Origin of the sequence: uncultured Salinibacterium sp. (genome assembly GCF_963974405.1) — a bacterium.
Classification (GTDB): Bacteria; Actinomycetota; Actinomycetes; order Actinomycetales; family Microbacteriaceae; genus Rhodoglobus.
In genome coordinates this window covers 1,446,968-1,467,432 of sequence record NZ_CAXBBH010000001.1, presented here as the reverse complement: position 1 = coordinate 1,467,432, position 20,465 = coordinate 1,446,968, and the positions used below count along the sequence as shown (strand labels likewise).

General features: G+C 59.8%; 20 protein-coding genes. 8 read left to right on the top strand and 12 right to left on the bottom strand.

The window, feature by feature from the left end:
• The first annotated feature begins 31 nt into the window (after positions 1-31).
• From AACZ26_RS07255 to AACZ26_RS07235, 5 genes are all read left to right on the top strand, one after another.
• Positions 32-1,180 (top strand): helix-turn-helix domain-containing protein, encoded by a 1,149-nt coding sequence (locus AACZ26_RS07255; RefSeq protein ID WP_339620310.1) that lies wholly within the window; start codon positions 32-34, stop codon positions 1,178-1,180.
• A 93-nt stretch (positions 1,181-1,273) separates the two neighbouring features.
• Positions 1,274-2,194 (top strand): ACP S-malonyltransferase, encoded by a 921-nt coding sequence (locus AACZ26_RS07250; RefSeq protein ID WP_339620309.1) that lies wholly within the window; start codon positions 1,274-1,276, stop codon positions 2,192-2,194.
• Complete coding sequence (locus tag AACZ26_RS07245; protein WP_339620308.1) at positions 2,191-3,195, top strand: beta-ketoacyl-ACP synthase III; 1,005 nt, start codon at positions 2,191-2,193, stop codon at positions 3,193-3,195. Before AACZ26_RS07250 ends, AACZ26_RS07245 begins: the two co-directional genes overlap by 4 nt.
• 67 nt (positions 3,196-3,262) lie before the next feature.
• The gene (locus AACZ26_RS07240) at positions 3,263-3,511 is read left to right on the top strand and encodes an acyl carrier protein (protein ID WP_010202791.1); all 249 of its coding nucleotides are present in this window, start codon (positions 3,263-3,265) and stop codon (positions 3,509-3,511) included.
• 113 nt (positions 3,512-3,624) lie between these two features.
• Entirely contained in the window at positions 3,625-4,860 is a 1,236-nt protein-coding gene (locus AACZ26_RS07235) for a beta-ketoacyl-[acyl-carrier-protein] synthase family protein (protein WP_339620307.1), read from the top strand.
• Between the two features lie 141 nt (positions 4,861-5,001).
• Here AACZ26_RS07235 and AACZ26_RS07230 read toward each other — a convergent pair whose 3' ends face one another.
• From AACZ26_RS07230 to AACZ26_RS07200, 7 genes are all read right to left on the bottom strand, one after another.
• Positions 5,002-5,739: an SDR family oxidoreductase gene (locus tag AACZ26_RS07230; protein WP_339620306.1), complete on the bottom strand. Its 738-nt coding sequence runs from the start codon at positions 5,737-5,739 to the stop codon at positions 5,002-5,004.
• A gap of 361 nt (positions 5,740-6,100) precedes the next feature.
• Complete coding sequence (locus tag AACZ26_RS07225; RefSeq protein WP_339620305.1) at positions 6,101-6,604, bottom strand: DUF3145 domain-containing protein; 504 nt, start codon at positions 6,602-6,604, stop codon at positions 6,101-6,103.
• A 154-nt stretch (positions 6,605-6,758) separates the two neighbouring features.
• The gene (locus tag AACZ26_RS07220) at positions 6,759-7,601 is read right to left on the bottom strand and encodes an ABC transporter ATP-binding protein (RefSeq protein WP_339620304.1); all 843 of its coding nucleotides are present in this window, start codon (positions 7,599-7,601) and stop codon (positions 6,759-6,761) included.
• On the bottom strand, positions 7,598-8,467 hold the full coding sequence (locus AACZ26_RS07215; protein WP_339620303.1) for an ABC transporter ATP-binding protein: 870 nt from the start codon (positions 8,465-8,467) through the stop codon (positions 7,598-7,600). Before AACZ26_RS07215 ends, AACZ26_RS07220 begins: the two co-directional genes overlap by 4 nt.
• Entirely contained in the window at positions 8,464-9,318 is an 855-nt protein-coding gene (locus AACZ26_RS07210) for an ABC transporter permease (protein WP_339620301.1), read from the bottom strand. Before AACZ26_RS07210 ends, AACZ26_RS07215 begins: the two co-directional genes overlap by 4 nt.
• Complete coding sequence (locus tag AACZ26_RS07205; RefSeq protein ID WP_339620299.1) at positions 9,315-10,376, bottom strand: ABC transporter permease; 1,062 nt, start codon at positions 10,374-10,376, stop codon at positions 9,315-9,317. Before AACZ26_RS07205 ends, AACZ26_RS07210 begins: the two co-directional genes overlap by 4 nt.
• Before the next feature lie 14 nt (positions 10,377-10,390).
• On the bottom strand, positions 10,391-11,953 hold the full coding sequence (locus AACZ26_RS07200; protein ID WP_339620298.1) for an ABC transporter substrate-binding protein: 1,563 nt from the start codon (positions 11,951-11,953) through the stop codon (positions 10,391-10,393).
• A 134-nt stretch (positions 11,954-12,087) separates the two neighbouring features.
• On the opposite strand from AACZ26_RS07200, the gene AACZ26_RS07195 reads away from it, so the two are divergent.
• Positions 12,088-12,675, top strand: a complete 588-nt coding sequence (locus tag AACZ26_RS07195; protein ID WP_339620296.1) for an Lrp/AsnC family transcriptional regulator — start codon at positions 12,088-12,090, stop codon at positions 12,673-12,675.
• Positions 12,676-12,679: 4 nt separating this feature from the next.
• Here the strand turns inward: AACZ26_RS07195 and AACZ26_RS07190 are convergent, their stop codons facing one another.
• Positions 12,680-13,429, bottom strand: a complete 750-nt coding sequence (locus AACZ26_RS07190) for a hypothetical protein (RefSeq protein ID WP_339620295.1) — start codon at positions 13,427-13,429, stop codon at positions 12,680-12,682.
• Between the two features lie 275 nt (positions 13,430-13,704).
• Here AACZ26_RS07190 and AACZ26_RS07185 point away from each other — a divergent pair, with 275 nt between their 5' ends.
• Positions 13,705-14,367: a PadR family transcriptional regulator gene (locus AACZ26_RS07185; protein ID WP_339620294.1), complete on the top strand. Its 663-nt coding sequence runs from the start codon at positions 13,705-13,707 to the stop codon at positions 14,365-14,367.
• The gene (locus AACZ26_RS07180) at positions 14,364-15,233 is read left to right on the top strand and encodes a class I SAM-dependent methyltransferase (RefSeq protein ID WP_339620293.1); all 870 of its coding nucleotides are present in this window, start codon (positions 14,364-14,366) and stop codon (positions 15,231-15,233) included. Before AACZ26_RS07185 ends, AACZ26_RS07180 begins: the two co-directional genes overlap by 4 nt.
• Positions 15,234-15,256: 23 nt before the next feature.
• Here AACZ26_RS07180 and AACZ26_RS07175 read toward each other — a convergent pair whose 3' ends face one another.
• The 4 genes from AACZ26_RS07175 to AACZ26_RS07160 form a co-directional block, all read right to left on the bottom strand.
• Positions 15,257-16,933 carry a bifunctional 3'-5' exonuclease/DNA polymerase gene (locus tag AACZ26_RS07175; RefSeq protein ID WP_339620292.1) on the bottom strand — a complete coding sequence of 559 codons (1,677 nt, stop codon included), beginning with the start codon at positions 16,931-16,933 and terminating at the stop codon, positions 15,257-15,259.
• Positions 16,934-16,969: 36 nt separating this feature from the next.
• Positions 16,970-17,377, bottom strand: coding sequence for a DUF779 domain-containing protein (locus AACZ26_RS07170; RefSeq protein ID WP_339620291.1), 408 nt, complete (start codon positions 17,375-17,377; stop codon positions 16,970-16,972).
• A gap of 83 nt (positions 17,378-17,460) precedes the next feature.
• Positions 17,461-18,984, bottom strand: coding sequence for an aldehyde dehydrogenase family protein (locus tag AACZ26_RS07165; protein ID WP_339620290.1), 1,524 nt, complete (start codon positions 18,982-18,984; stop codon positions 17,461-17,463).
• 134 nt (positions 18,985-19,118) lie between these two features.
• Positions 19,119-20,411 carry a transcriptional regulator gene (locus AACZ26_RS07160; protein WP_339620288.1) on the bottom strand — a complete coding sequence of 431 codons (1,293 nt, stop codon included), beginning with the start codon at positions 20,409-20,411 and terminating at the stop codon, positions 19,119-19,121.
• Positions 20,412-20,465: the final 54 nt, after the last annotated feature.

The following is a 20,465-nucleotide window of genomic DNA, read 5'->3' as shown; positions in this document are numbered from 1 at the left end:
ACAGAAAACCAAGGCGCAAACCCTCGCCTGGTTGCGTGTTATCTCGGGCGAGCTATCGACGGCGACGCTCAAGCGTCTTGAGGACACGCTGCCCTGGTATGGAGAAATCCCGCCAGGGCGGCGGTCCGCCGTTGGCTTAGTAGCCCAGGCCGGAATCACTAGCTTCATTAGCTGGTTTGAAGATCCCACGTCCACGCCGTGGATTGCCGCCGACGTCTTCGGTGCAGCACCTCGCGAGTTGCTGCGCTCGGTCTCACTGCTTCAGACTCTGCAGCTCATCCGCATTGCTGTTGAGGTTGTCGAGGCGCGCGTCAAGGCAGACGACGATGTGCTGCGTGAAGCTATCCTTCTCTATTCACGCGAAGTCGCCTTCGCTGCTGCAGACGTTTACGCTCGAGCGGCTGAAGCCCGCGGGCTGTGGGATGCCCGCCTCGAGGCTCTCGTCGTCGACTCAATCCTCAGCGGAGAGTATGACAACGAACTCCCGAGTCGCATTGCAGCATTGGGCTGGAACGGTCACGGAGAAGTGTGCGTACTTGTGGGCACGTCCCCACGGATGCTCGATGTCGATCAACTACGACGAACCGCTCGACACCTCGACGCTGATGTTCTCATTGGGGTTCAGGGATCCCGACTGGTTCTCGTCATTGGTCGCGCTGCTCCACGGTCGGAGAAGGCGGACGATGACCAGCCGCTGCCCTTCATCACCATCGCCGAGCAATTGGAACCAGGATTTGGGAGCGGTCATCTCGTGCTGGGGCCAGAAGTTCCGAGCCTCGTTGATGCGTCAAAGAGTGCAAAAGCAGCTCTCGCTGGCTTCGCCGTCGCCCGGTCGTGGCGGAACGCCCCCCGACCGACGCTCGCGAATGATCTCTTGCCGGAGCGCGCCTTCGCGGGAGATCCACTCGCTCGCTCAACCCTCATCAACAAAATCTATAAGCCGCTTCAAGCTCACTCGACGGATCTCCTTACGACCTTGTGGTGCTATCTCGACAACGGCAGGTCTCTCGAAGCAACCGCCAGAGAGCTCTTTGTGCATCCCAACACCGTCCGCTACCGCTTGAAGCGGGTCAGCGAGGTTATCGGTTGGGATGCCACTGGTGCACGCGAAGCCTTGATTTTGCAAGCAGCCCTTATCGTCGGTTCGATTTCTGAACCGGAACCCGGACGGGCTCGTTAGCATTTGCGTTTTTGGTGAGTTCACACAACGATTCCGTCAAGCTTTGGCGGGGTCATCCAAGCGATTCGCACGAAAGATTGGCAGACTAGCTAAGTGATTGTTGTAGTAGCGCCCGGTCAGGGCTCCCAGACCCCCGGTTTTCTTGAGCCTTGGCTCGAAGACCCCGCCTTGCGCGAGCAGCTCGGTTCAATTTCCGATGCAGCTGGGATAGACCTCATTGCTCATGGCACGACGTCGGATGCCGACACCATCCGCGACACCGCGGTCGCTCAACCTCTTATCGTTGCTGCGGGATTGCTCACGTTGAATGCCTTGACCGCGGGAGATCGCCGTAAGCACATTAGTGCTGTGGCAGGGCATTCTGTCGGCGAGATCACAGCGGCAGCAGCAGCAGGCATCCTTTCCGAAGACGACGCGATGCGATTTGTTGTACAGCGTGGTTCGGCAATGGCCGCAGCCGCTGCCCTCGAGTCCACGGGAATGTCGGCCGTAATCGGTGGAGATGAAACCGCGCTCCTTGAGCGCCTCGCCGAACTGGGGCTGCAGCCTGCCAATTTCAACGGCGGAGGCCAGATTGTTGTCGCCGGAGCTCTCGACGCTCTCGCAAAGCTCGCCGAAGAACCGCTGAAGGGAACCCGCGTAGTACCGCTGCAGGTCGCAGGCGCCTTTCACACGCGCTACATGCAATCCGCCGTCTCTCACCTCGAGACCGTCGCAGCAGGGCTCACGGTGAACGATCCCTCACTGCCGATCTATACGAACCGCGACGGTTCGCTGATTGAGAGCGGTTCGCACTTCGTTGACCTTCTCGTCGGCCAAGTCTCCTCGCCCGTTCGCTGGGATCGTACGATGAATTCTTTGGCGGATGCCGGCGTCACCGGCATTATCGAACTTGCTCCAGCAGGTGCTCTCGTCGGCCTCGCGAAGCGTGGCTTGCGTGGAATTCCCGCCGTTGCGGTGAAGACCCCTGACGATCTATCCGCAGCATTTGACCTGATGGAGGCCACCGCATGACCGCACCAACCCTCACCCAGTCCGCGGGGTCACAGTTCACCAGAATCTACAGCTACGGTGCCGCACGCGGTGATCTTGTCGTAGACAATAACCAGCTCGTAGAGGCGATCGACTCCAGCGACGAGTGGATCCAGCAGCGCACCGGCATGATCACTCGTCGTCGCGCGTCGCCAGGTATCCTCGCGCTCGATCTGGCCACGGACGCGGCTCGAGAAGCAATCGAGAAGTCGGGCGTTGACCCATCGGAGATTGGCGTTGTAATTGTCGCGACAATTAGCAACGTTCAACAGTCACCTTCGATTTCGGCCGTCGTGGCGGACCGTGTGGGAGCAAACCCTGCTGCCGCGTACGACATGAATGCGGCATGCGCAGGATTCAGCTATGCCGTTACTCAGGCCGATGCCCTCATCCGCAGTGGCGCTGCCAAGTATGCCCTGGTGATCGGCGCAGAGAAGCTCTCGGACCTAGTCGATCCGACCGACCGCAGTATTTCATTCCTCTTGGCTGACGGCGCTGGCGCTGTCGTGATCGGCCCGAGCGATACTCCCGGCATCTCCGCGCCCGTCTGGGGCTCGGACGGCTCAAAGGCCGACGCAATCAAGATGAATGCGACCCTTGTTGATTTCCGCGAAGGCGATGCCGCGTGGCCTACCCTTCGCCAAGAAGGTCAGACCGTATTCCGCTGGGCTGTCTGGGATATGGCAAAGGTTGCCAAGCAAGCTCTGGATGTCGCGGGGATCAGCGCAGACGATCTCGCGGCGTTCATCCCTCATCAAGCAAACATGCGCATCATTGACGAGTTCGCCAAGCAACTGAAACTGCCTGAGTCTGTCGTGATCGCTCGTGACATCGCCGACATGGGAAACTCGTCAGCCGCTTCCATTCCCCTCGCAACACACCGATTGCTCGAAGAACACCCCGAACTGAGTGGCGGCCTCGCCCTTCAGATCGGTTTCGGTGCGGGACTCGTCTTCGGCGCGCAAGTAATCGTTCTGCCGTAGTACCCCGAGAATCACTGCTGCTGGCCTACACTGGCTAACGGTCAATTTACATCCCAAGGAGAAAAACATGGCACTGTCCACTGAAGAAGTCATGGCCGGACTGGCTGAGCTCATCAACGACGAGACCGGCATTGCGACCGACACTGTTGAAATGGGCAAGTCGTTCACCGATGACCTCGACATCGACTCGATCTCGATGATGACGATTGTTGTTAACGCAGAAGAGAAGTTCGACGTCAAGATCCCCGACGAAGAGGTAAAGAACCTCAAGACTGTCGGCGACGCTGTGAGCTTTATCACCAACGCTCAGGCGTAACACCAGCTCGACGTGGATGGCCAACCGCACTCGGTGTGGTTGGCCTCCGCGCAGCACTCCGGGGCGTCTATCCTGGGGAGTTTTCTGAGCCATGCACTCAAAAGGAACGTGAAATGACCAAAAAGATCGTTGTAACTGGCATTGGTGCCACTACGCCCCTCGGCGGAACCGCGACCGAGTCGTGGAACGCCCTTCTCGCTGGCGAGTCGGGTGCGCGCTCTCTCGAGCACAGCTGGGTTGAAGAGCACTCGCTCCCGGTCACCTTTGCCGCTGAAGCTAAGGTTCGCCCCGAAGAAGTTCTCGAGCGCGTTGAATACAAGCGACTCGACCCCTCTAGCCAATTCGCCCTCATCTCGGCCCGTGAGGCCTGGGCCGACGCTGGCTCCCCCGACATCGATCCTGTACGTATCGGTGTCGACTACTCCACCGGTATCGGTGGGTTGTGGACACTGCTTGACGCGTGGGACACCCTGCGCGAAAAGGGACCTCGCCGCGTTCTTCCGATGACGATCCCCATGCTCATGCCCAACGCTGCTGCAGCCGCGATCAGCATGGCTATTCCCTCTCGCGCCTACGCCCGCACGGACGTCTCGGCCTGCGCATCCAGCACCGAAGCCATCGCCAATGCCTACGCTCACCTCCAGGCCGGACTCGCGGATGTCGTGATTGCCGGCGGAACCGAAGCTGTCGTTCATCCTCTTCCGATTGCTGCCTTCGCGTCGATGCAGGCGCTGTCGAAGCGCAACGACGACCCGGCGACCGCTTCACGTCCATACGACGTCTCTCGCGATGGCTTCGTTTTGGGCGAAGGCGCGGCGACACTCGTTCTGGAAACCGAAGAGCATGCTCTTGCTCGCGGAGCTCGCATTTACGCGGAACTCGCCGGCGGTGCTGTCACAAGCGATTCGTTCCACATCACTGCGCCGGACCCCGAGGGCACGGCTGCGGCCCGCGCCGTGCGGGATGCTCTCGAAGCAGCCGGCGCAACACCGGAACAAGTGACGCACATCAATGCTCATGCGACAAGCACGCCCGTCGGCGACATCGCCGAATACAAGGCGCTCCTGCGCATCTTTGGTGATCACCTGCCGAACATTCCTGTCTCCGCCACCAAGGGCGCTACAGGGCATCTTCTGGGCGGTACAGGAGCTCTCGAGGCCATCTTCACAGTCTTGGCTCTCCATCACCGCACCGCTCCTCCGACAATCAACCTGACTGACCAGGACCCAGAGATTCCTCTGGATGTCGTCACGTCGCCTCGCGACCTTGGCAGCGGACCGCAACTGGCGATCAGCAACTCGTTCGGGTTCGGCGGACACAACGCCGTCGCAGCGTTCCGCTCGGTCTAAGCTTCGCTTCGCTCTCCCGCACTGCGGTGGGCGCAACAACGAATCGCCCGCCTCGATCAATGATCAAGGCGGGCGATTCGTTTATGAGGCGCATAGAGTCCCGCGCCTAGTGCCCCGCAGGGGCGCCACACACCAGGTGCGCTAGTTAACAGCGCCCTCTCCAGCAAGCGTTCCACCGTCAACGATGAACTCAGATCCGGTCGAGAAGCTCGAATCTTCACTCGCCAAGAAAAGCACCATCTTGGTGACTTCATCTGGTTCCCCGAGTCGGTTGATCGGCGTTCCGGGGTCGCTGTTGTCGAGACCGTCGGTCATCGGCGTGCGAATGCCACCAGGGTGTACCGAGTTCACTCGGACGCCCTGCGAACCCAACTCCATCGCGACCGACTTCGTAAGTCCACGAAGTCCAAACTTGGATGCCGTGTATCCATGAAGCGCCGCGTAGCCCTGCATGCCCGCCGTCGAGGAAATATTGACGATCGACGAGGTGTCGTTCTTGACGAGCTCGGGTGTCGCTGCCTTGATTCCCAAGAATGCGCCCGTGAGGTTGATGCCGATGATGAGCGACCAGTCCTTCTCCGTGTACGCATCAAGCGTGCCGAAGTTGACGATTCCGGCGTTATTGATGAGCACGTTGAGCCCACCGAAAGTGTCGACTGCAAGCTTGACTGCAGCGTTCCAGTCTTCTTCCTTGGTGACATCGAGGTGTGTGTAGACGGCATTCTCACCGAGTTCGTCAGCGAGAGTCTGACCTTCAGCATCGAGAACGTCAGAGATGACGACTTTGCCGCCCTCAGCGACGACACCGCGACTGTGCGACTCGCCCATTCCGCGGGCTCCGCCACTGATGAGAACTACTTTTCCGTCGAATCGAGACATTGTGTTCCTTTCACATACTGAATAGGTTTCAGCCGGAAGGACATAGTCGTCAGAGGCGAGAACGGTCCGTTGTGGAAACCGTGCCCGACTACTTCCGGCCACGTTTTAACGCTACTCCGAGCATCCGCTGTAAGCGAGCTGAGAGGGACGCTCGCAGTGAACCATCAGCGACACACATGTGCGCCTAGAGCAGAGCAGTCAGGTCAGAGGATCGAACGACATCCATCGTGGAGCGCGCACTCGCCATCGAAAGCTGAATCAACGGAATCAAGAACGACATCGATGCAGTCTTGCCACTCGATAAGCGGAATCCGCGTATCAACAGCTACGTCAGGCGTGTGCGTGCGTTCGGAGATCATCATCAACCCACCTTGTGAAGCCACACAACTGCAGAGTCTTGGCTGGCGTGGCGGAACGACTCGAGCTCGTCATCCCACGCCTGGCCCAGAGCCAAGCGGAGCTCGCGGTGCAGCTCAAAAGCATCGGAACCAGCAACTTCCATCGCGTAGCGCAGTCGATCCTCGGGGATCACCATGTTGCCGACGCTGTCTGTCTGCCCGAAGAAGATTCCCAAGTCGGGCGTGTGCATCCAACGACCTCCGTCAGAGCCAGGGCTGGGGTCTTCAGTTACTTCGAAACGGAGGTGTTCCCAGCCGCGCAGCGCCGAAGCAAGCACGGCACCGGAACCCTGCGGGCCCTCCCAATAGAATTCAGCGCGTTGCGAGCCCTTGAGCACGGGCTGATCATCCCATGAGAAGTTCACGGCACGATCAAGAGCGCGACCTGCAGCCCACTCAATGTGTGGGCAGAGCGCGCGAGGAGCAGAGTGCACGTAGAGCACTCCGCGAGCGTTGTGTGCAGTCACGATATCTCCGTTCCGTTTGGGTGCGACTTCCCCATCGACCCACGAACGGCACCTGTGACGGCACTAAAGCTATTAAATTGTGCAGCGAACCGCTTGGGGACATTATCCCCGAAGAATCCGGGAAAATACAAGCGTGTAACTACTTTTGCGCAAATTAGCTGCGGTCAAGAGCCTCAGGCATCGCCATCCGCCACTCTTCGGGAGCCTCTGCCGCTGGCGCGGCAGGCAAGTTTCCCTTGCCATCCGGCTCCGGTATAGCCGAAATGAGAGCACGCGTGTAGGGATGCACGGGGTCGTTCCAGATCCGATCAGATACCCCTGACTCCACGATCTTGCCGCGATACATCACAACCGTGCGATCAGCGATGAGGCGCACAATCGCGAGATCGTGAGAAATAAAGAGCAACCCGGCGCCGGCATCGAGCGCGAGCCTGCGCATCATGTCAGCGACGGATGCCTGGCTCGAGGCATCCAGAGCAGAAATCGGTTCGTCGGCAACCAAGAGATCGGGGCGCGCCGCCAAGGCACGCGCGATTGCCACCCGTTGACGCTGCCCGCCCGATAACTCGTGAGCATAACGCGACACCATATCGGTGGGGAGACCGACACGTTCGAGCCACTCCTCGGGTGCGGAGCCTTCATCACCACGCTCAAGCGCAGCGCGAATACCCTCGGAAATCTGCTGCCCCACACGGATGCGAGGGTTGAGCGACGAGTTCGGATCTTGGAAGACCATCTGAATCGACGTGAACTGCGCCCGACGACGACGCACGCCGAGCAAAGGAACCTCTGTACCGCGATACGTCACAGCACCAGCACGAGGCTTCTCCATGCCGACGACAGCCCGCGCCAAGCTCGACTTTCCACAACCACTCTCCCCCACGAGGGCGAGAACCTCACCGGGCGCGATCGTCAGCGACACTTCGTCCACAGCGCGCACCACGCTGGCACCGTGATACTCGATGACGAGGTCAGATACTTCGAGTAATTCACTCATTCGCTTGCCTCCTGGAAGCCCTCTGCACCCGGCAGAGACGAGAGCAGTTCACGCGTATAGGCGTGCTGCGGACTAGTGAAGATCGCCTGTCGAGCATTCGACTCAACGATCTCGCCGTGACGCATCACCGCGATGTCATCCGCAATTGCGCTCATCACGCCCAAGTCATGAGTGACAAGAAGCACAGCAAGCTGGCGTTCGTCGGCGAGGTCACGGAGCAAGTGCAAGATGCCCGCCTGTACGGTGACATCGAGCGCGGTTGTCGGCTCATCAGCCAACAGCACGACCGGGTCACACGCGAGTGCGATCGCAATCGCGATGCGTTGGCGCTGACCGCCCGAGAACTGGTGAGGATACCGCCCCAGTGCTTCCGCCGGGTTTGGTACGCGAACTCGATCGAGCAATTCAATCGCATGCGTGCGGGCCTTCGCCTTCGAGAGAGAGAGATGCCGCCTCACATGATCGGTCAGCTGAACCCCGACTGTGAGCTGCGGGTGCAAGCTCGACGAAGGATCCTGAAAGATCATTGCAATGCGACGCCCACGAATCTCATTCAGCTGACGGTTCGACATCCCTACAAGCTCAGCATCGCCGCCAGCAGGATCACTCAAGCGGATCGAGCCCCCCACAACAGCATTGCTCGGCAACAAACCCAACATCGCAAGCGACGTGACCGTCTTGCCCGAGCCCGACTCCCCCGCGAGCCCCTGCACGCGTCCGGGGGTGAGGGCGAGGCTGATGCCCTTAACGATGGACTTGACGCTATTTCGCGAGCCGATGCCAATCGTGAGTCCGTCGACAGTCAGCACTGGCGCAGACAGCGCGGATGCGGCATCCGAAGTCTCGGGTGTCGTTTCGTCGATCATGATCGTGCCCCCGCTCGCGATACCTGTGATGTCGGATCAAAAATGTCTCGCAGCGAGTCACCGACGAAGTTGAACGCCATGACCACAGTGAGGATCGCGAGACCGGGGAACAACCCGATCCACCAACTGTCGAAGTTCTGGATGGCCGCGGAGATCATCGAGCCCCACTCTGGCGTCGGTGGTTGAGCACCCAGGCCCAGGAACGAGAGACCGGAAAGCAGCAAGATCGCGGTTCCCACATCGAGGCTGGCCAACACCAGAATCGGACCAACCACGTTGGGCGCAATATCTACCCGAAGCGTCTTGAAAGGCGAGAAACCCATCAGGCGTCCGGCCATCACATAATTCTGGGTGCGAAGACCCAGCACGATACTTCGCGTCATTCGAGCGTATTGCGGCCACGACACCACGAAGGCCGCAATCACAGCGTTGAAGAGCGAGGGCCCGAGGGCAGCAGCGACGACCATCGCCAGGATGACCGTCGGGAACGCCATCACGAGGTCAGTCAAGCGCATGAGAAGCTCGTCAACCCACTTGCCGAAGTAACCGGCGATCGCGCCAATCAGGGTTCCCACTGCGAGAGACATCACGACAAGCATGAGGGCCAGCGGAATCGTGACTCCGGCACCGGTCATCAAGCGGGAGAAAATGTCTCGACCGAGCGCATCGGTACCCATCAGCGTGTCGATGCCGGGAGCTTGCAGTCGAGGCAAATCTTGCGACAGTGGGTCAAACGGCACCCAGAGCCGGGCAGTGAAGGCGATACCCACCCACACGACAGCGATCACAGCACCAATAACGCCAAGCGGGGTTACCCACGCGGCAGGAATCTTTAGCCAACGTTTTCTCATGCGAGCCTCACCCTCGGGTCGAGTACACCGTAAAGAAGGTCGACGGCGAAGTTGATGGTCAAGTAGACGACCCCGACCACGAGGCCGACGCCCATGACGCCGGGCAGGTCAAGGCTCGTTGCCGAGTTGTAGGCGTAGCTGCCGAGTCCGGGCCAGGCGAAAACAGCCTCGACCAGAACAGTGCCCGACAGAAGCGTTCCGAACGCGAGACCGACGATCGTAAGGATCGGGAGCGAAGCTCCACGCAACACGTAGCCGAAGAACAGCCGGGACCCGCTGAGCCCTTTAGCTCGGCCTGCGCGAACATAGTCGGCATCTAACACTTCAAGGACAGAGGTGCGAACGAAGCGAGTCAACAAGCCAATCGTGAAGAGCGAAAGCACAAAGACCGGAAGCATCAAGTGAGCAAGTGCATCCGAAAAGGCAACCCATTGTCCGGCGAGTAGCGAGTCAACCGTATAGAAGCCCGTGACCGTGGGAGGCGGTGCGAGCGCTGGTGAGAGCCTTCCCGAACCAGGCGCAATGCGCAACTGCAGGAAGAAGAAATTGAAGCTGACCAGCGCCATCCAGAATGTAGGGATGCTGAGACCGATGAGAGACAACACTCTCACCACCTGGTCGCTGATCTTGCCCCGGCGGTAGGCCGCGATCGAGCCAAGGGCAACACCGACGCCAAGACTCACAACAATTGCGAGGAGCGCAATCTCGACCGTGGCGGGTACGGCTTTCGCAAGGTCGGATGCCACGGGCTGGGCTGTACGCAACGAAATGCCCATATCGCCTTGGAACAAACCACCGATGTAGTTCACATACTGCACCGGAAGCGGCTGATCGAGCCCGCGTTCCTTGATGTACGCCTCGACAGTGGCGGGGTTGCTCGCCGCCCCCTCACCGAGCGCTGCGGCAATAGGGTCACCCGGCACGAGGTTCGCCAAAGCGAACGTGACGATAGTGACTCCGAAGAGGAGCAGGACTGAGGTTCCGAGGCGACGAAGCAGGTACCCGACCAGAGGTGATCTGGCCGAGTACCTGCGAGTCGCGCGGGGTGTGTTTCCCACGCTAGAGGTTCTTTCTACTTAGCTTGCAGTTCAGCGATGTCCATCGTCCATGTGGAGTTGTAGGCAACTCCATCGATGTACGACGCGGTCGCAATGTTGGAGCCAGGAACGATCAGCGGCACGAACGGTCCACGCTGCTGGAGAGCCTCAGCGAAATTGCTGAACGCAGTCTCGCGCTCGTCGAAGTTCGTCGCGTTCTCTGCAGCTGCAGCGAGGTTGACGACGTCGGCGTCCTGTTCAGCGGTCCAACCGGCACGCAGTCCAACCTTCTGGCCAGCTGAGAACGGCAGGAAATTGGCCGAGTCTGCGTAGTCGGGGCCCCAGAACCAGATGCTGAAGGCTTCGGTTCCGTTGACGTAGCTGTCGATCTGTGTCGTGAACGGCGCTGGAGCGAGCTCGACCGTGATGCCGGCATCCGCAAGCTGCGATTGCACACGCTCGGCCAGCGGGGTGAAGCTCACGCCACCAACCGGGTAGTCATTCGGGTACTCGAGCGTGACGCTCTCTCCGTCGTAGCCGGATGCTTCGAGCGATGCTGCTGCGACGTCGAGGTCCTGCTCAACACCGTTCTCGAGCGCGCCGAGGAATGACGGTGGGATAACGCCTGTCGCTTGCTCGGAACCTGCACCAGCGAGTTCAAGCAGTGCCGGGTAGTCGAGGGCGTAGCGAACAGCGTTCGCGAAGTCTGGGTTGGAGGTGACTCCGCCCACTTCTTCGTTCTGGTTGATCAGCAGGAAGATCGTCTGAGCCGACGGTGTCGAGAACACGTTGACCCCGTCGCTCAAGCTGGCGACCTGGTCGCCACTGAGGTCAACAGCCACTTGGGAGTCGTTACCCTCAAGGTTGATCTTCTGGGTTGCGGCCTCAGAAACGTTGCGAATCACAACGCGGGTAAAGTCGATGTCTTCATCACCGTTGTAGTTCTCGTTCTCGGTGAGCACGACCTGCGACTCGAAGTTGATCGAGTCGAGAACGTACGGGCCGGAGCCTGCCGAGGTCTCGTTCAAGAACGCTTCAGCAGCATCCGAATCATCGGTCGTTCCGCCGTTTTCGATAACGAGGGCGGAGTTCAGGATGGCCAGCGACGGGTTCGTCATGAGAGCGGGGAGCTTGAGCGACGGGGTCTCCGTGCTGAGCTCGACTGTCATGTCGTCGATCTTGGTGACGGTGATGCCGTTCATCAAGAAGTTCGCTTTGCTCTCGGTCATACCGGCAACACGGTTGAGCGAGAACACAACGTCATCAGCCGTGATTGCTGAACCGTCAGAAAAGACGCGACCGTCTTTGAGCGTGAAGGTGAACACGGTTGCATCGTCATTCGACTCATAGGAGGCAAGCCCGTCGACTGGAGTCGATTCGTCGGACCCAGCGAAGTCGAGAAGCGTTTCGTAGAGAGCCTTGGAGACCATGTACCCCGTAGGAACGTAGTTGCGACCGGGATCGCTGGTCTCGAGAGTGAAAGCGGTGTCAATAACGATGCTGTCGCTTGCTTCGGGTGCTGCTGCAGCGCAACCGGCGAGAGCCAGTGATGCAGTCAGACCGAATGCGGCCGCTACGTAGCGGAACTTGGTGCGCAAAGGGAACTCCTTGATGGTTATAGAACAGCCTCTGGACGGCTGTGCTTGAGATTGGCACAATTCCCGCTAGTCTGTCCAATCAAAGGCGACATAGTTCAGACCATGAGTAAAAGCTGAGGGAGATTTAAGACAATATGTCCAGTAAAGGCACCAACGGTACAACCGGTATTGGACAATCACCGTCCGGATTGGACGAGATCAACCTGAAGATATTGAGTGAGCTGCGCTATAACGGACGAATATCAATGTCGGCTCTTGCCGAGAAGGTAAACGTCTCCCGCGCCAACGTCTATACGCGCGTTGAGCAATTGATGTCGGATGGAGTGATCACGGGGTTCAGCGCTCAGATCGACCCCGCGAAAGCTGGACTCGGCATTTGCGCGCTGGTGTTTCTCTCCGTGCATCCACAAACCTGGGCAAGCTTTCGCGATCGCATCACGACCATGACCGAGATCGAGTCGTGCCGGATCACGACGGGTGAGCACGACGCGATGCTGCTGATTCGCGGGCATGAGGTAGGTGCAATTCACGACTTCATCGTCGGCGTGCTGTCTGTGCTCCCCGAGGTTAAATCGCTCGAGACAGTGCTGGTTCTGGATGAAGTCTTCCAGCGCCCCTACTTGCTGCCATCGGATCTGTCAGAGCGACCTCAAGAACCCGCCCAACTGGGCCTTACTCGATTCACTCGCGCAGACCCCGGTCGGGCCGGCCTCAACAGCTAGTCCGCTAAACGACCTGAACGCAGACGCTCTTTCCTGGAACGCCATCCAGCACAAATTCCTCAATGAGCTCAAGGCGGCCGTCAGATCGCGTGCCGAGTGTCGTGCTGCTGTCTCCTAGCAGCGTCGCGTCGCTCGCGATGACGTGATGCACGAAGAACTCATCGAGAACACCATCGCGGTATCTGCCGACACATCTCCCTGCGGTCACGGTGTCTCCGTAATAGAAGCCCCAGACAACTCCGGAATTTTCCTCGAAGTCGAAGCGCGTCGGCTCAGCGCTGACGGTGCTCGCTGTCGATTCCTCAAGGATGAACGTGGTTCCGTCGAGCAGGGGTCGAGTGCGCTGAGCCGGGTCTAGTTCAGGCCACGCCTCGTGGGGCTCGACCGCGACGCACACGCTCACGTGTGATTCCCCGTTCTTCTCAAACACTTCGTAGAGTTCGAGGCTGCCATTCTCATTCCAGCGGATGGTGCTCGACGCCATTCCGAGCACGACCTCCTCGCTAGCAGCGAGACGATGAGCGAAGCGGATGGACACGACATCGCCGTCGCGGCGGCCAACAAAACGGCCGACAGCGACAGTGTCCCCGAAGTACTCACCCCACACCATGTGGTCTTCTTGGTGGTAGCGGAACCGTGTCGGCGACGTCGCCGACACCGCACTACCTGACGAGGACGTCAAGACGAACTCGAGATCGTTGATTGATTCGGGAATTGGCTGGTTCGCCGCTGGGGCTAGGGGTGCATCACTCACGCAGATGAGTATGGGGCCGTGAGTCGACCTGCACGAAATCAGTCGCGAAGAGTCCAGTTCATCTAGAGTCGCCATGAGATCGTTGGACGTTCTGCCGCGACCGCGCCCTGATGCGCCGCCATTTATCCATCTTCGCAAATCGGCTGCGGCGAGTGACCGCTCCCCACGGCGCCGTTCGAGAAAGCCGACACACGCCAGAACAACGGTGGAGAATCGGCCTCATCACTATCGTCAATTAGTACATACTCAGTATCGAGTTATTCGGGAGGTTGGCCATGTCAATCCGCCACAGCTTGCTGTCAATTTTGGCGCAAGGCTCCTGCTACGGCTATCAGCTACGTTCGGAATTCGACCGGCGTACCGGATCGACGTGGCCGCTCAATGTCGGCCAGATCTACAACACCCTCGATCGACTCGTGCGGGACAACCTCGTGACGAAGACAAGTTCTCCCGTCGACGAAGACTCGGATGCCGCACAGCAGACTTTCTATGCGATTACCGAGACTGGAAAAGCCGAAGTCGAGCACTGGCTAACTAATCCCGTGCATAGCTACTCCGAGAGCCGCGACGAACTGGCGATCAAGCTCGCCATCGCCGTTACTCTTCCCGGTGTCGATGTGCACACCGTCATTGAGCGCCAGCGTCAGGCAACACGAGGCGCACTCGACACACTCTCGCTCGCTGCCGCCAAGCGCGAGCCAGCGGCCGACGCGAGTCAGTTTGCTCAGCAACTCGTGAGCGAATCCCTGCGCACGCACGCCGAGGCAGAACTGGATTGGCTGGATCACGTCGAGGAAGCTGTAACAGACGCACAGGCTCAAGGGCGTGTTCGAGCTTTCCCCATCGATCCCACCAAACCCAAACGTGGACGACCAGCATCATCCGGAAGCGGGCCCGCAGCCACACCCGCACCCGAGAACGGAAGAAGAACCTCATGACCGAAATCACCCCATCGCACACTTCGCGGGATACACAACAGAGCCCGCAGTACGTTATGGACAATCTTGCGAGCTGGAACGAACGGGCGCCCGTGCACGCTAACTCCCCCGATTACGCCGTCGACAAGTTCGTCACAGACCCCGATTTTTTGAGCGACGTCGTACGCTTCGACATGCCCCTCCTCGGCGACATTGCCGGACTGCGTGGAATCCACCTGCAATGCCATATCGGTACGGATACCGTGTCGCTTGAACGGCTCGGAGCGTCAATGACCGGACTGGACTTCTCTTCTGCGTCCCTCGCCGAAGCGCGACGGCTTGCGGAGCGAAGCAACGCCGCGACAACCTTCGTTGAGGCCGAAGTCTACGATGCCCCTGCTGCCCTCGATGGACAAAAGTTCGACCTTGTCTACACCGGCATTGGCGCGATCTGCTGGCTTCCGAGCATTGATCGCTGGGCGCGGACCGTCGCGGCGCTTTTGCACGTGGGTGGACGGCTGTTTATTCGCGAAGGCCATCCCATGCTGTATGCCCTCGACGACGAGAATCCCGACGCCTTCGTTGTGCGATACCCCTATTTTGAGCAGCCGGATGCCCTGATTTGGGAAGACGCTGGAACGTACGTGGAGACCGACCACGTCTTCACCGCGACAACCGGTCACGAATGGAGCCACGGTCTCGGAGAAACGATCACTGCGCTGCTCAACCATGGAATGCGCATTGACGGATTAGTGGAACACCAGAGCCTGCCCTGGAACGCCTTGCCCGGACAGATGAAACGCGGAGAGGATGGCGAGTATCGACTTACCCACGGAGCTGAACAAGTTCCGCTGACCTACACGCTTCAGGCAACGCGCATCCGCTGACCGTCTTCCGCGCCTCGGCGGCGCTATTTCGCGTGGTCGTAGCGATCAACAATCGCCGTAGTCAGCGGGAACGTTACCGGAATATCACCGAAGACGAGTCGCCCGGCATCCGCCGCTGCTGCTGCCACATGCTCGGCGACACTTTGAGCCAGCGCTTCGGGAGAGTGCACGACAACCTCGTCATGCAGGAAGAACACGAGGTGTGGCGCATCAGTCAACCACGCATCATCCGAGAGCTCTCGAAGCCTGTTGCGGATGCTCGCCATCCAGCACAGCGCCCACTCAGCAGCGGTGCCCTGCACGATGAAGTTGCGGGTAAAGCGCCCCCAGGACCGGCCTCGTTCTTGCGAAGCTGCACGCTGCGCCGGAGTTTGCGAATCATCGTACGCCGCGGCGTGAGTGCCGGGAGGCGAACTTCGACCGAGTTGAGTACTGACGACTTCGCCGCGCTCACCCGCCCGCGCCGCCTTCTCGACAAGCGCGATCGCTTGCGGATAAGCGCGAGCTAGGCGGGGCATTAAGCGACCGCTCTCCCCCGATGTCGCCCCATACATTGCACCCAACATCGCGAGCTTAGCGTGCGCTCGAGTATCCACAGCGCCGCTCGCGACGATGCCTTCGTAGAGGTCACCAGAAGCGCCGGCAGCGACCATCCCACGGTCGCCTGCCATCGCAGCCAGAATGCGCGGCTCCAACTGCGATGCGTCGGCAACGACAAACTTCCACCCCGGATCGGCTCGCACCGCGCCGCGAATAAGGTGAGGAAGCTGCAACGCTCCACCGCCGCTCGTGGCCCAACGCCCCGTCACCACACCGCCGGGAACGTAGTCGGGACGAAAACGACCGTCAACCACCCAAGAGTCGAGCCAAGTCCATCCATTCGCCGTCATCAGACGTTGAAGCTTCTTGAACTCGAGAAGGGGTGCGATAACCGGATGCTTCAACTGCTTGAGCTCCCACGACCGTGTTGTTGCCGCTTGGATTCCCGCAACGCTCAGCGCCCGCAAAAGCTCGGCGGGTGACTCGGGCGCGAGTCGAGGCGAGTCGAGCAGACTGCGGATCTCGTCGACAAGTGCTTGGAGCTTCGCGGGCCGCACACCCTCACTAGTCGGTCGCGAACCCAGCAGCTCGGTCAAGATCTCATCATGGGCCCGCGCGCTCCACGGGAGCCCCGCGAATCGCATCTCGGCGGCGATAAGGGCACCCGCCGACTCCGCAGAAAGCAAGCGTTGCACGCGGCCAATCTCAGTTGAGACCGCAACGGCGTCACGCTGACGCAAGAATTCAGCGACAACGTCGAGTTCAGCGACATCGACGGCCCCATCGTCGAAATCAAACAGCGTCGAGTGTTGAGGCGCGACGTGATCAAGGGGCGCCACATGCCCCGCTTGAGCAAGGGAATCCCAACGACCCGGCTGAGCGCGAGCGAGCGATGACTGTCGAGTGAAGGCCGAGTTGCGAAGGATCGCATGACAGAGGCGCAGGTCGAAACACCGGTTGACACGCACTCGAGCCTCTAAGAGAGCCGGATACCACGCAGCTGTGTCATGCCACACCCAACGAATGTCGGGCTCAGCATGCTGAACCTGAACTACGAACGAAGCAAGATCGTCCACGGTGAGTTCGTCAAGGACCGCGCCCGACGCATCCACGCGAGTGGCGGTGAGGGTGCGGCCGCTAGTCGCGAGCACAAGGTACACGTGACTAGTCTGCCGTGCTGCGCTGACACCGAGTGCCTACGTGAACGGATCAGCGGTCTCCATCAGTGTGGAGCGGATCAGAAAACGCACTCCCTCAGGCGCTTCGAGAGAGAATCCGCTCCCCCGGCCCGTGACAACATCTACCGTCAAGTAGGTGTGACTCCAGTACGCGAACTGTTCGCTCGACATCCAAAAATTGATGAGCTGTTCTGGATGTCCGACCGGCGCAATGTCGAAGACCCCCAGCAATACATCACTGGCTCCGGTGAGAAATTCGCCCTCTGCAAAGCACATGGGCGAACTACCGTCGCAGCATCCGCCGGATTGATGGAACATGAGCGGCCCGTGTGTTCGCCACAGCGAGCGAAGCAGGTCGATGCTCTCTGCCGTCATCGCGACTCGTGGCTGTGACTCTCCGGGGATTGCTGTCCGAGCTTCGATCATCGTCTGCTCCTGTCGATTGCAGCTCTGGGCGGCTGACGCGATAGTGATTCGCGCCAGCCGCCCACGGACGTTAGGTCATCGGTTTAGAAGAAACCGAGTTTGTTCTCGGAGTACGAAACGAGCAGGTTCTTCGTCTGCTGGTAATGATCGAGTGCGAGAGCGCTGTTCTCGCGGCCGATGCCCGAGCTCTTGTACCCACCAAATGCCGCACCAGCAGGATAGGCGTGATAATTGTTCACCCACACACGCCCAGCTTGGAGGTCGCGCCCGGCACGGTAAGCGATGTTGCCGTTACGCGACCACACCCCCGCACCGAGGCCATACAGAGTGTCGTTCGCAATCGAGATTCCGTCGTCATAGTCCTCGAAACTCGTGACGGCAACAACCGGCCCAAAAATCTCTTCTTGGAACAATCGCATCTTGTTGTGGCCCTCGAAGATTGTCGGCTGAACGTAGAAACCGCCGCTGAGATCGCCGCCCAGGTCGACCCTCTCACCGCCGAGGAGAAGCTTTGCCCCTTCTTGCTTACCAATGTCTACATAGCTCAGAATCTTTTCGAGTTGATCGTTGGATGACTGTGCTCCGACCTGCGTATCGGTGTCGAGCGGATTCCCCTGGACCGCCAGCGCAGTCCGCTTGACGGCATCCGCCAAGAACCCGTCGTAGATCGGCTTCTGAATGAGGGCACGACTCGGGCTCGTGCAGACTTCGCCCTGGTTGAAGGCAAAAAGCGCGAACCCTTCTTGAGCTTTGTCGTAGTAAGCGTCGTCATGATCGGCAACATCCGAGAAGAACATGTTGGGGCTTTTGCCCCCGAGCTCGAGCGTTGCCGGGATGATGTTGGCGCTTGCGTACTGAAGAATCAACCGGCCCGTGGTGGTTTCGCCGGTGAACGCGATCTTGCGGATGCGCGGGCTCGACGCGAGCGGCTTGCCCGCCTCTGCTCCGAAACCGTTCACGATGTTGAGTACTCCGGGAGGCAGAATATCGCCGATCAACTCGATGAGAACAAGGATTGACGATGGGGTTTGCTCGGCGGGTTTGAGCACTATCGCGTTTCCCGCGGCGAGGGCCGGCGCGAGCTTCCACACGGCCATCAGAATGGGAAAATTCCAGGGGATGATCTGGCCGACAACGCCCAGTGGTTCTTTGTAGTGGTAGGCCGTCATATCGCCGTCCATCTCGGCGAAGTGGCCCTCTTGTGCTCTGATCGCCGCGGCAAAATAACGGAAGTGATCGGCGGCGAGCGGAAGGTCAGCGTTGAGCGGCTCACGGATGGGTTTGCCGTTGTCCCAGGTCTCGGCCACTGCAAGCATCTGCAGGTTGGCGTCAATAACGTCGGCGATCTTGTTCAGTACTGCTGCTCGCTCCGTAGTGGATGTCTTACCCCACGCGGGGGCCGCCTTATGTGCAGCATCGAGTGCCGCTTCGATGTCTTCAGCGGTACCGCGAGCAACTTCGGTGAAAGGCTTGCCGTTGACGGGAGAAACATTCTCGAAGTACTGGCCCTTCACGGGTTTAACCCATTCGCCGCCAATCCAGTGCTCGTAGCGAGGCTTGAAAGCCATCAGCGAATCTGGGGTGCCTGGGGCTGCATAAACGGTCATTCGAAAACTCCTGTCGACGTCGTTGTCTGAGATACGGCGGTGATGCGATTGCCGTGGCCAGAACGCTACGCCGACACAGGTTGCAGCAACGTTGCAGTGGCTTGCGCCGGCAACGGCCCTCGTCGAGAGGTGGTCTAGGCGAGCTCTGCGTTGATGCGTTCAATGCGTGCGACGATCGAAGCACGCTTAGGCGACTTAGCGGGAAGACGTGTGAGACATGCTTTCCAGACCTCTACGTCATACGCGGCTTCGTCGATGCGGGCATACGCTAAGAGAGTCTCGAGCGAGGCATCCGTCAGCATCGATTCCCGCAGTCGCGCACTGACCTCGTCACGAATCGAGCGGATGCCCGGAGCACTCGACGTGGGAAGCACTTGTCCTGAGTAGCCGGCGAGGGCTACCCGGTGCGCTCCACGATTGAGAAATGCGAGAACCCGTTGCGCGTCAAGATCGACCGTGCGCGGCAGACGGTAGGGACGCGAACTCGGCACAAGGCTGGAGTCCACGCTCTCTAGAACGCGGCGCAAACGCACCATCTCCGGCCGCAACGTTTCTACCGAGCACCCGAGAAGTTCGGCCAGTCGTTCAGCCGAAAGCCCTGATGAGTGCCAGGAGAGCAACAGGAGCATCTCCGCGTGGCGAAGGCTGAGGTCGGTCGAGGCGCCTGAGACGTCGAGAACTCCACCTTCGCGGCCTAACACTGATAGCCCTGGCAGCGATTCAGGCCGCGAGACGGCGTGGTGAACGCGAAGCGTGGGCCTGGCTAGCTGTCCGTCAAGGGTGCGGATGCGCAGTTCTGACTCGACGGCCGCAACAGCGGCTTCCATCAACGGCAAAGTGGCCGGCGCCACAGCATCATCACCACCCGTGATGTCGATAACGCCGAGCATCACTCCAGTCGATGGATCATGCACTGGAACAGCGGTGCAGCTCCACGGGTGCACGATTCTGTTGAAATGTTCGGCACCATGAATTTGGATTCCATGGTCGAGCGCAAGCGCCGTGCCCGGTGCGCTTGTTCCCACGGCTTGCTCGCTCCAATCGGCGCCCTCAACGAAGAGCATCCCTTCAGCGCGGCGGCGCATGGTTCGGTCGCCGTCGATCCAAAGCAGTCGCCCGTCTTGGTCTCCGACGGCAACGATGAGTCCAGCATCCAGAGTGTGACGAATGAGCAATCGATGGATGGTCGGAAGAGCGAGCGAGAGCGGATGAGAGTTTCGATACTCACGCAGGTCGTGTTCCGTCAATTGGCGAGCATCGAGCGGTTGGTCGGGATCGAGCTCACGTTCGAGCGACCGCTGCCACGATTCATGGACCAGCCGGCGAACTCCGGAGGCGGGGATTCCGTCGGCTACGGTGCGATTGTGAGCCTGCTCGACCCTGGCGCGCGCAGCGGAATCGGCGGTGGACATCCACGGGCTAGCCACAGGCACTCCGATCAACAGCGGTCGAGTGCCCTCATTATAGTTGGCTAGCCCGTG

Excerpts from the sequence above, each read along its gene's own strand:
- AACZ26_RS07230 (WP_339620306.1), bottom strand. The coding sequence starts at position 5,739 with ATGTCTCGATTCGACGGAAAAGTAGTTCTCATCAGTGGCGGAGCCCGC.
- AACZ26_RS07215 (WP_339620303.1), bottom strand. The coding sequence starts at position 8,467 with ATGATCGACGAAACGACACCCGAGACTTCGGATGCCGCATCCGCGCTG.
- AACZ26_RS07245 (WP_339620308.1), top strand. The coding sequence starts at position 2,191 with ATGACCGCACCAACCCTCACCCAGTCCGCGGGGTCACAGTTCACCAGA.
- AACZ26_RS07240 (WP_010202791.1), top strand. The coding sequence starts at position 3,263 with ATGGCACTGTCCACTGAAGAAGTCATGGCCGGACTGGCTGAGCTCATC.
- AACZ26_RS07165 (WP_339620290.1), bottom strand. The coding sequence starts at position 18,984 with ATGACCGTTTATGCAGCCCCAGGCACCCCAGATTCGCTGATGGCTTTC.
- AACZ26_RS07180 (WP_339620293.1), top strand. The coding sequence starts at position 14,364 with ATGACCGAAATCACCCCATCGCACACTTCGCGGGATACACAACAGAGC.
- AACZ26_RS07170 (WP_339620291.1), bottom strand. The coding sequence starts at position 17,377 with ATGATCGAAGCTCGGACAGCAATCCCCGGAGAGTCACAGCCACGAGTC.
- AACZ26_RS07185 (WP_339620294.1), top strand. The coding sequence starts at position 13,705 with ATGTCAATCCGCCACAGCTTGCTGTCAATTTTGGCGCAAGGCTCCTGC.
- AACZ26_RS07235 (WP_339620307.1), top strand. The coding sequence starts at position 3,625 with ATGACCAAAAAGATCGTTGTAACTGGCATTGGTGCCACTACGCCCCTC.
- AACZ26_RS07210 (WP_339620301.1), bottom strand. The coding sequence starts at position 9,318 with ATGAGAAAACGTTGGCTAAAGATTCCTGCCGCGTGGGTAACCCCGCTT.
- AACZ26_RS07195 (WP_339620296.1), top strand. The coding sequence starts at position 12,088 with ATGTCCAGTAAAGGCACCAACGGTACAACCGGTATTGGACAATCACCG.
- AACZ26_RS07220 (WP_339620304.1), bottom strand. The coding sequence starts at position 7,601 with ATGAGTGAATTACTCGAAGTATCTGACCTCGTCATCGAGTATCACGGT.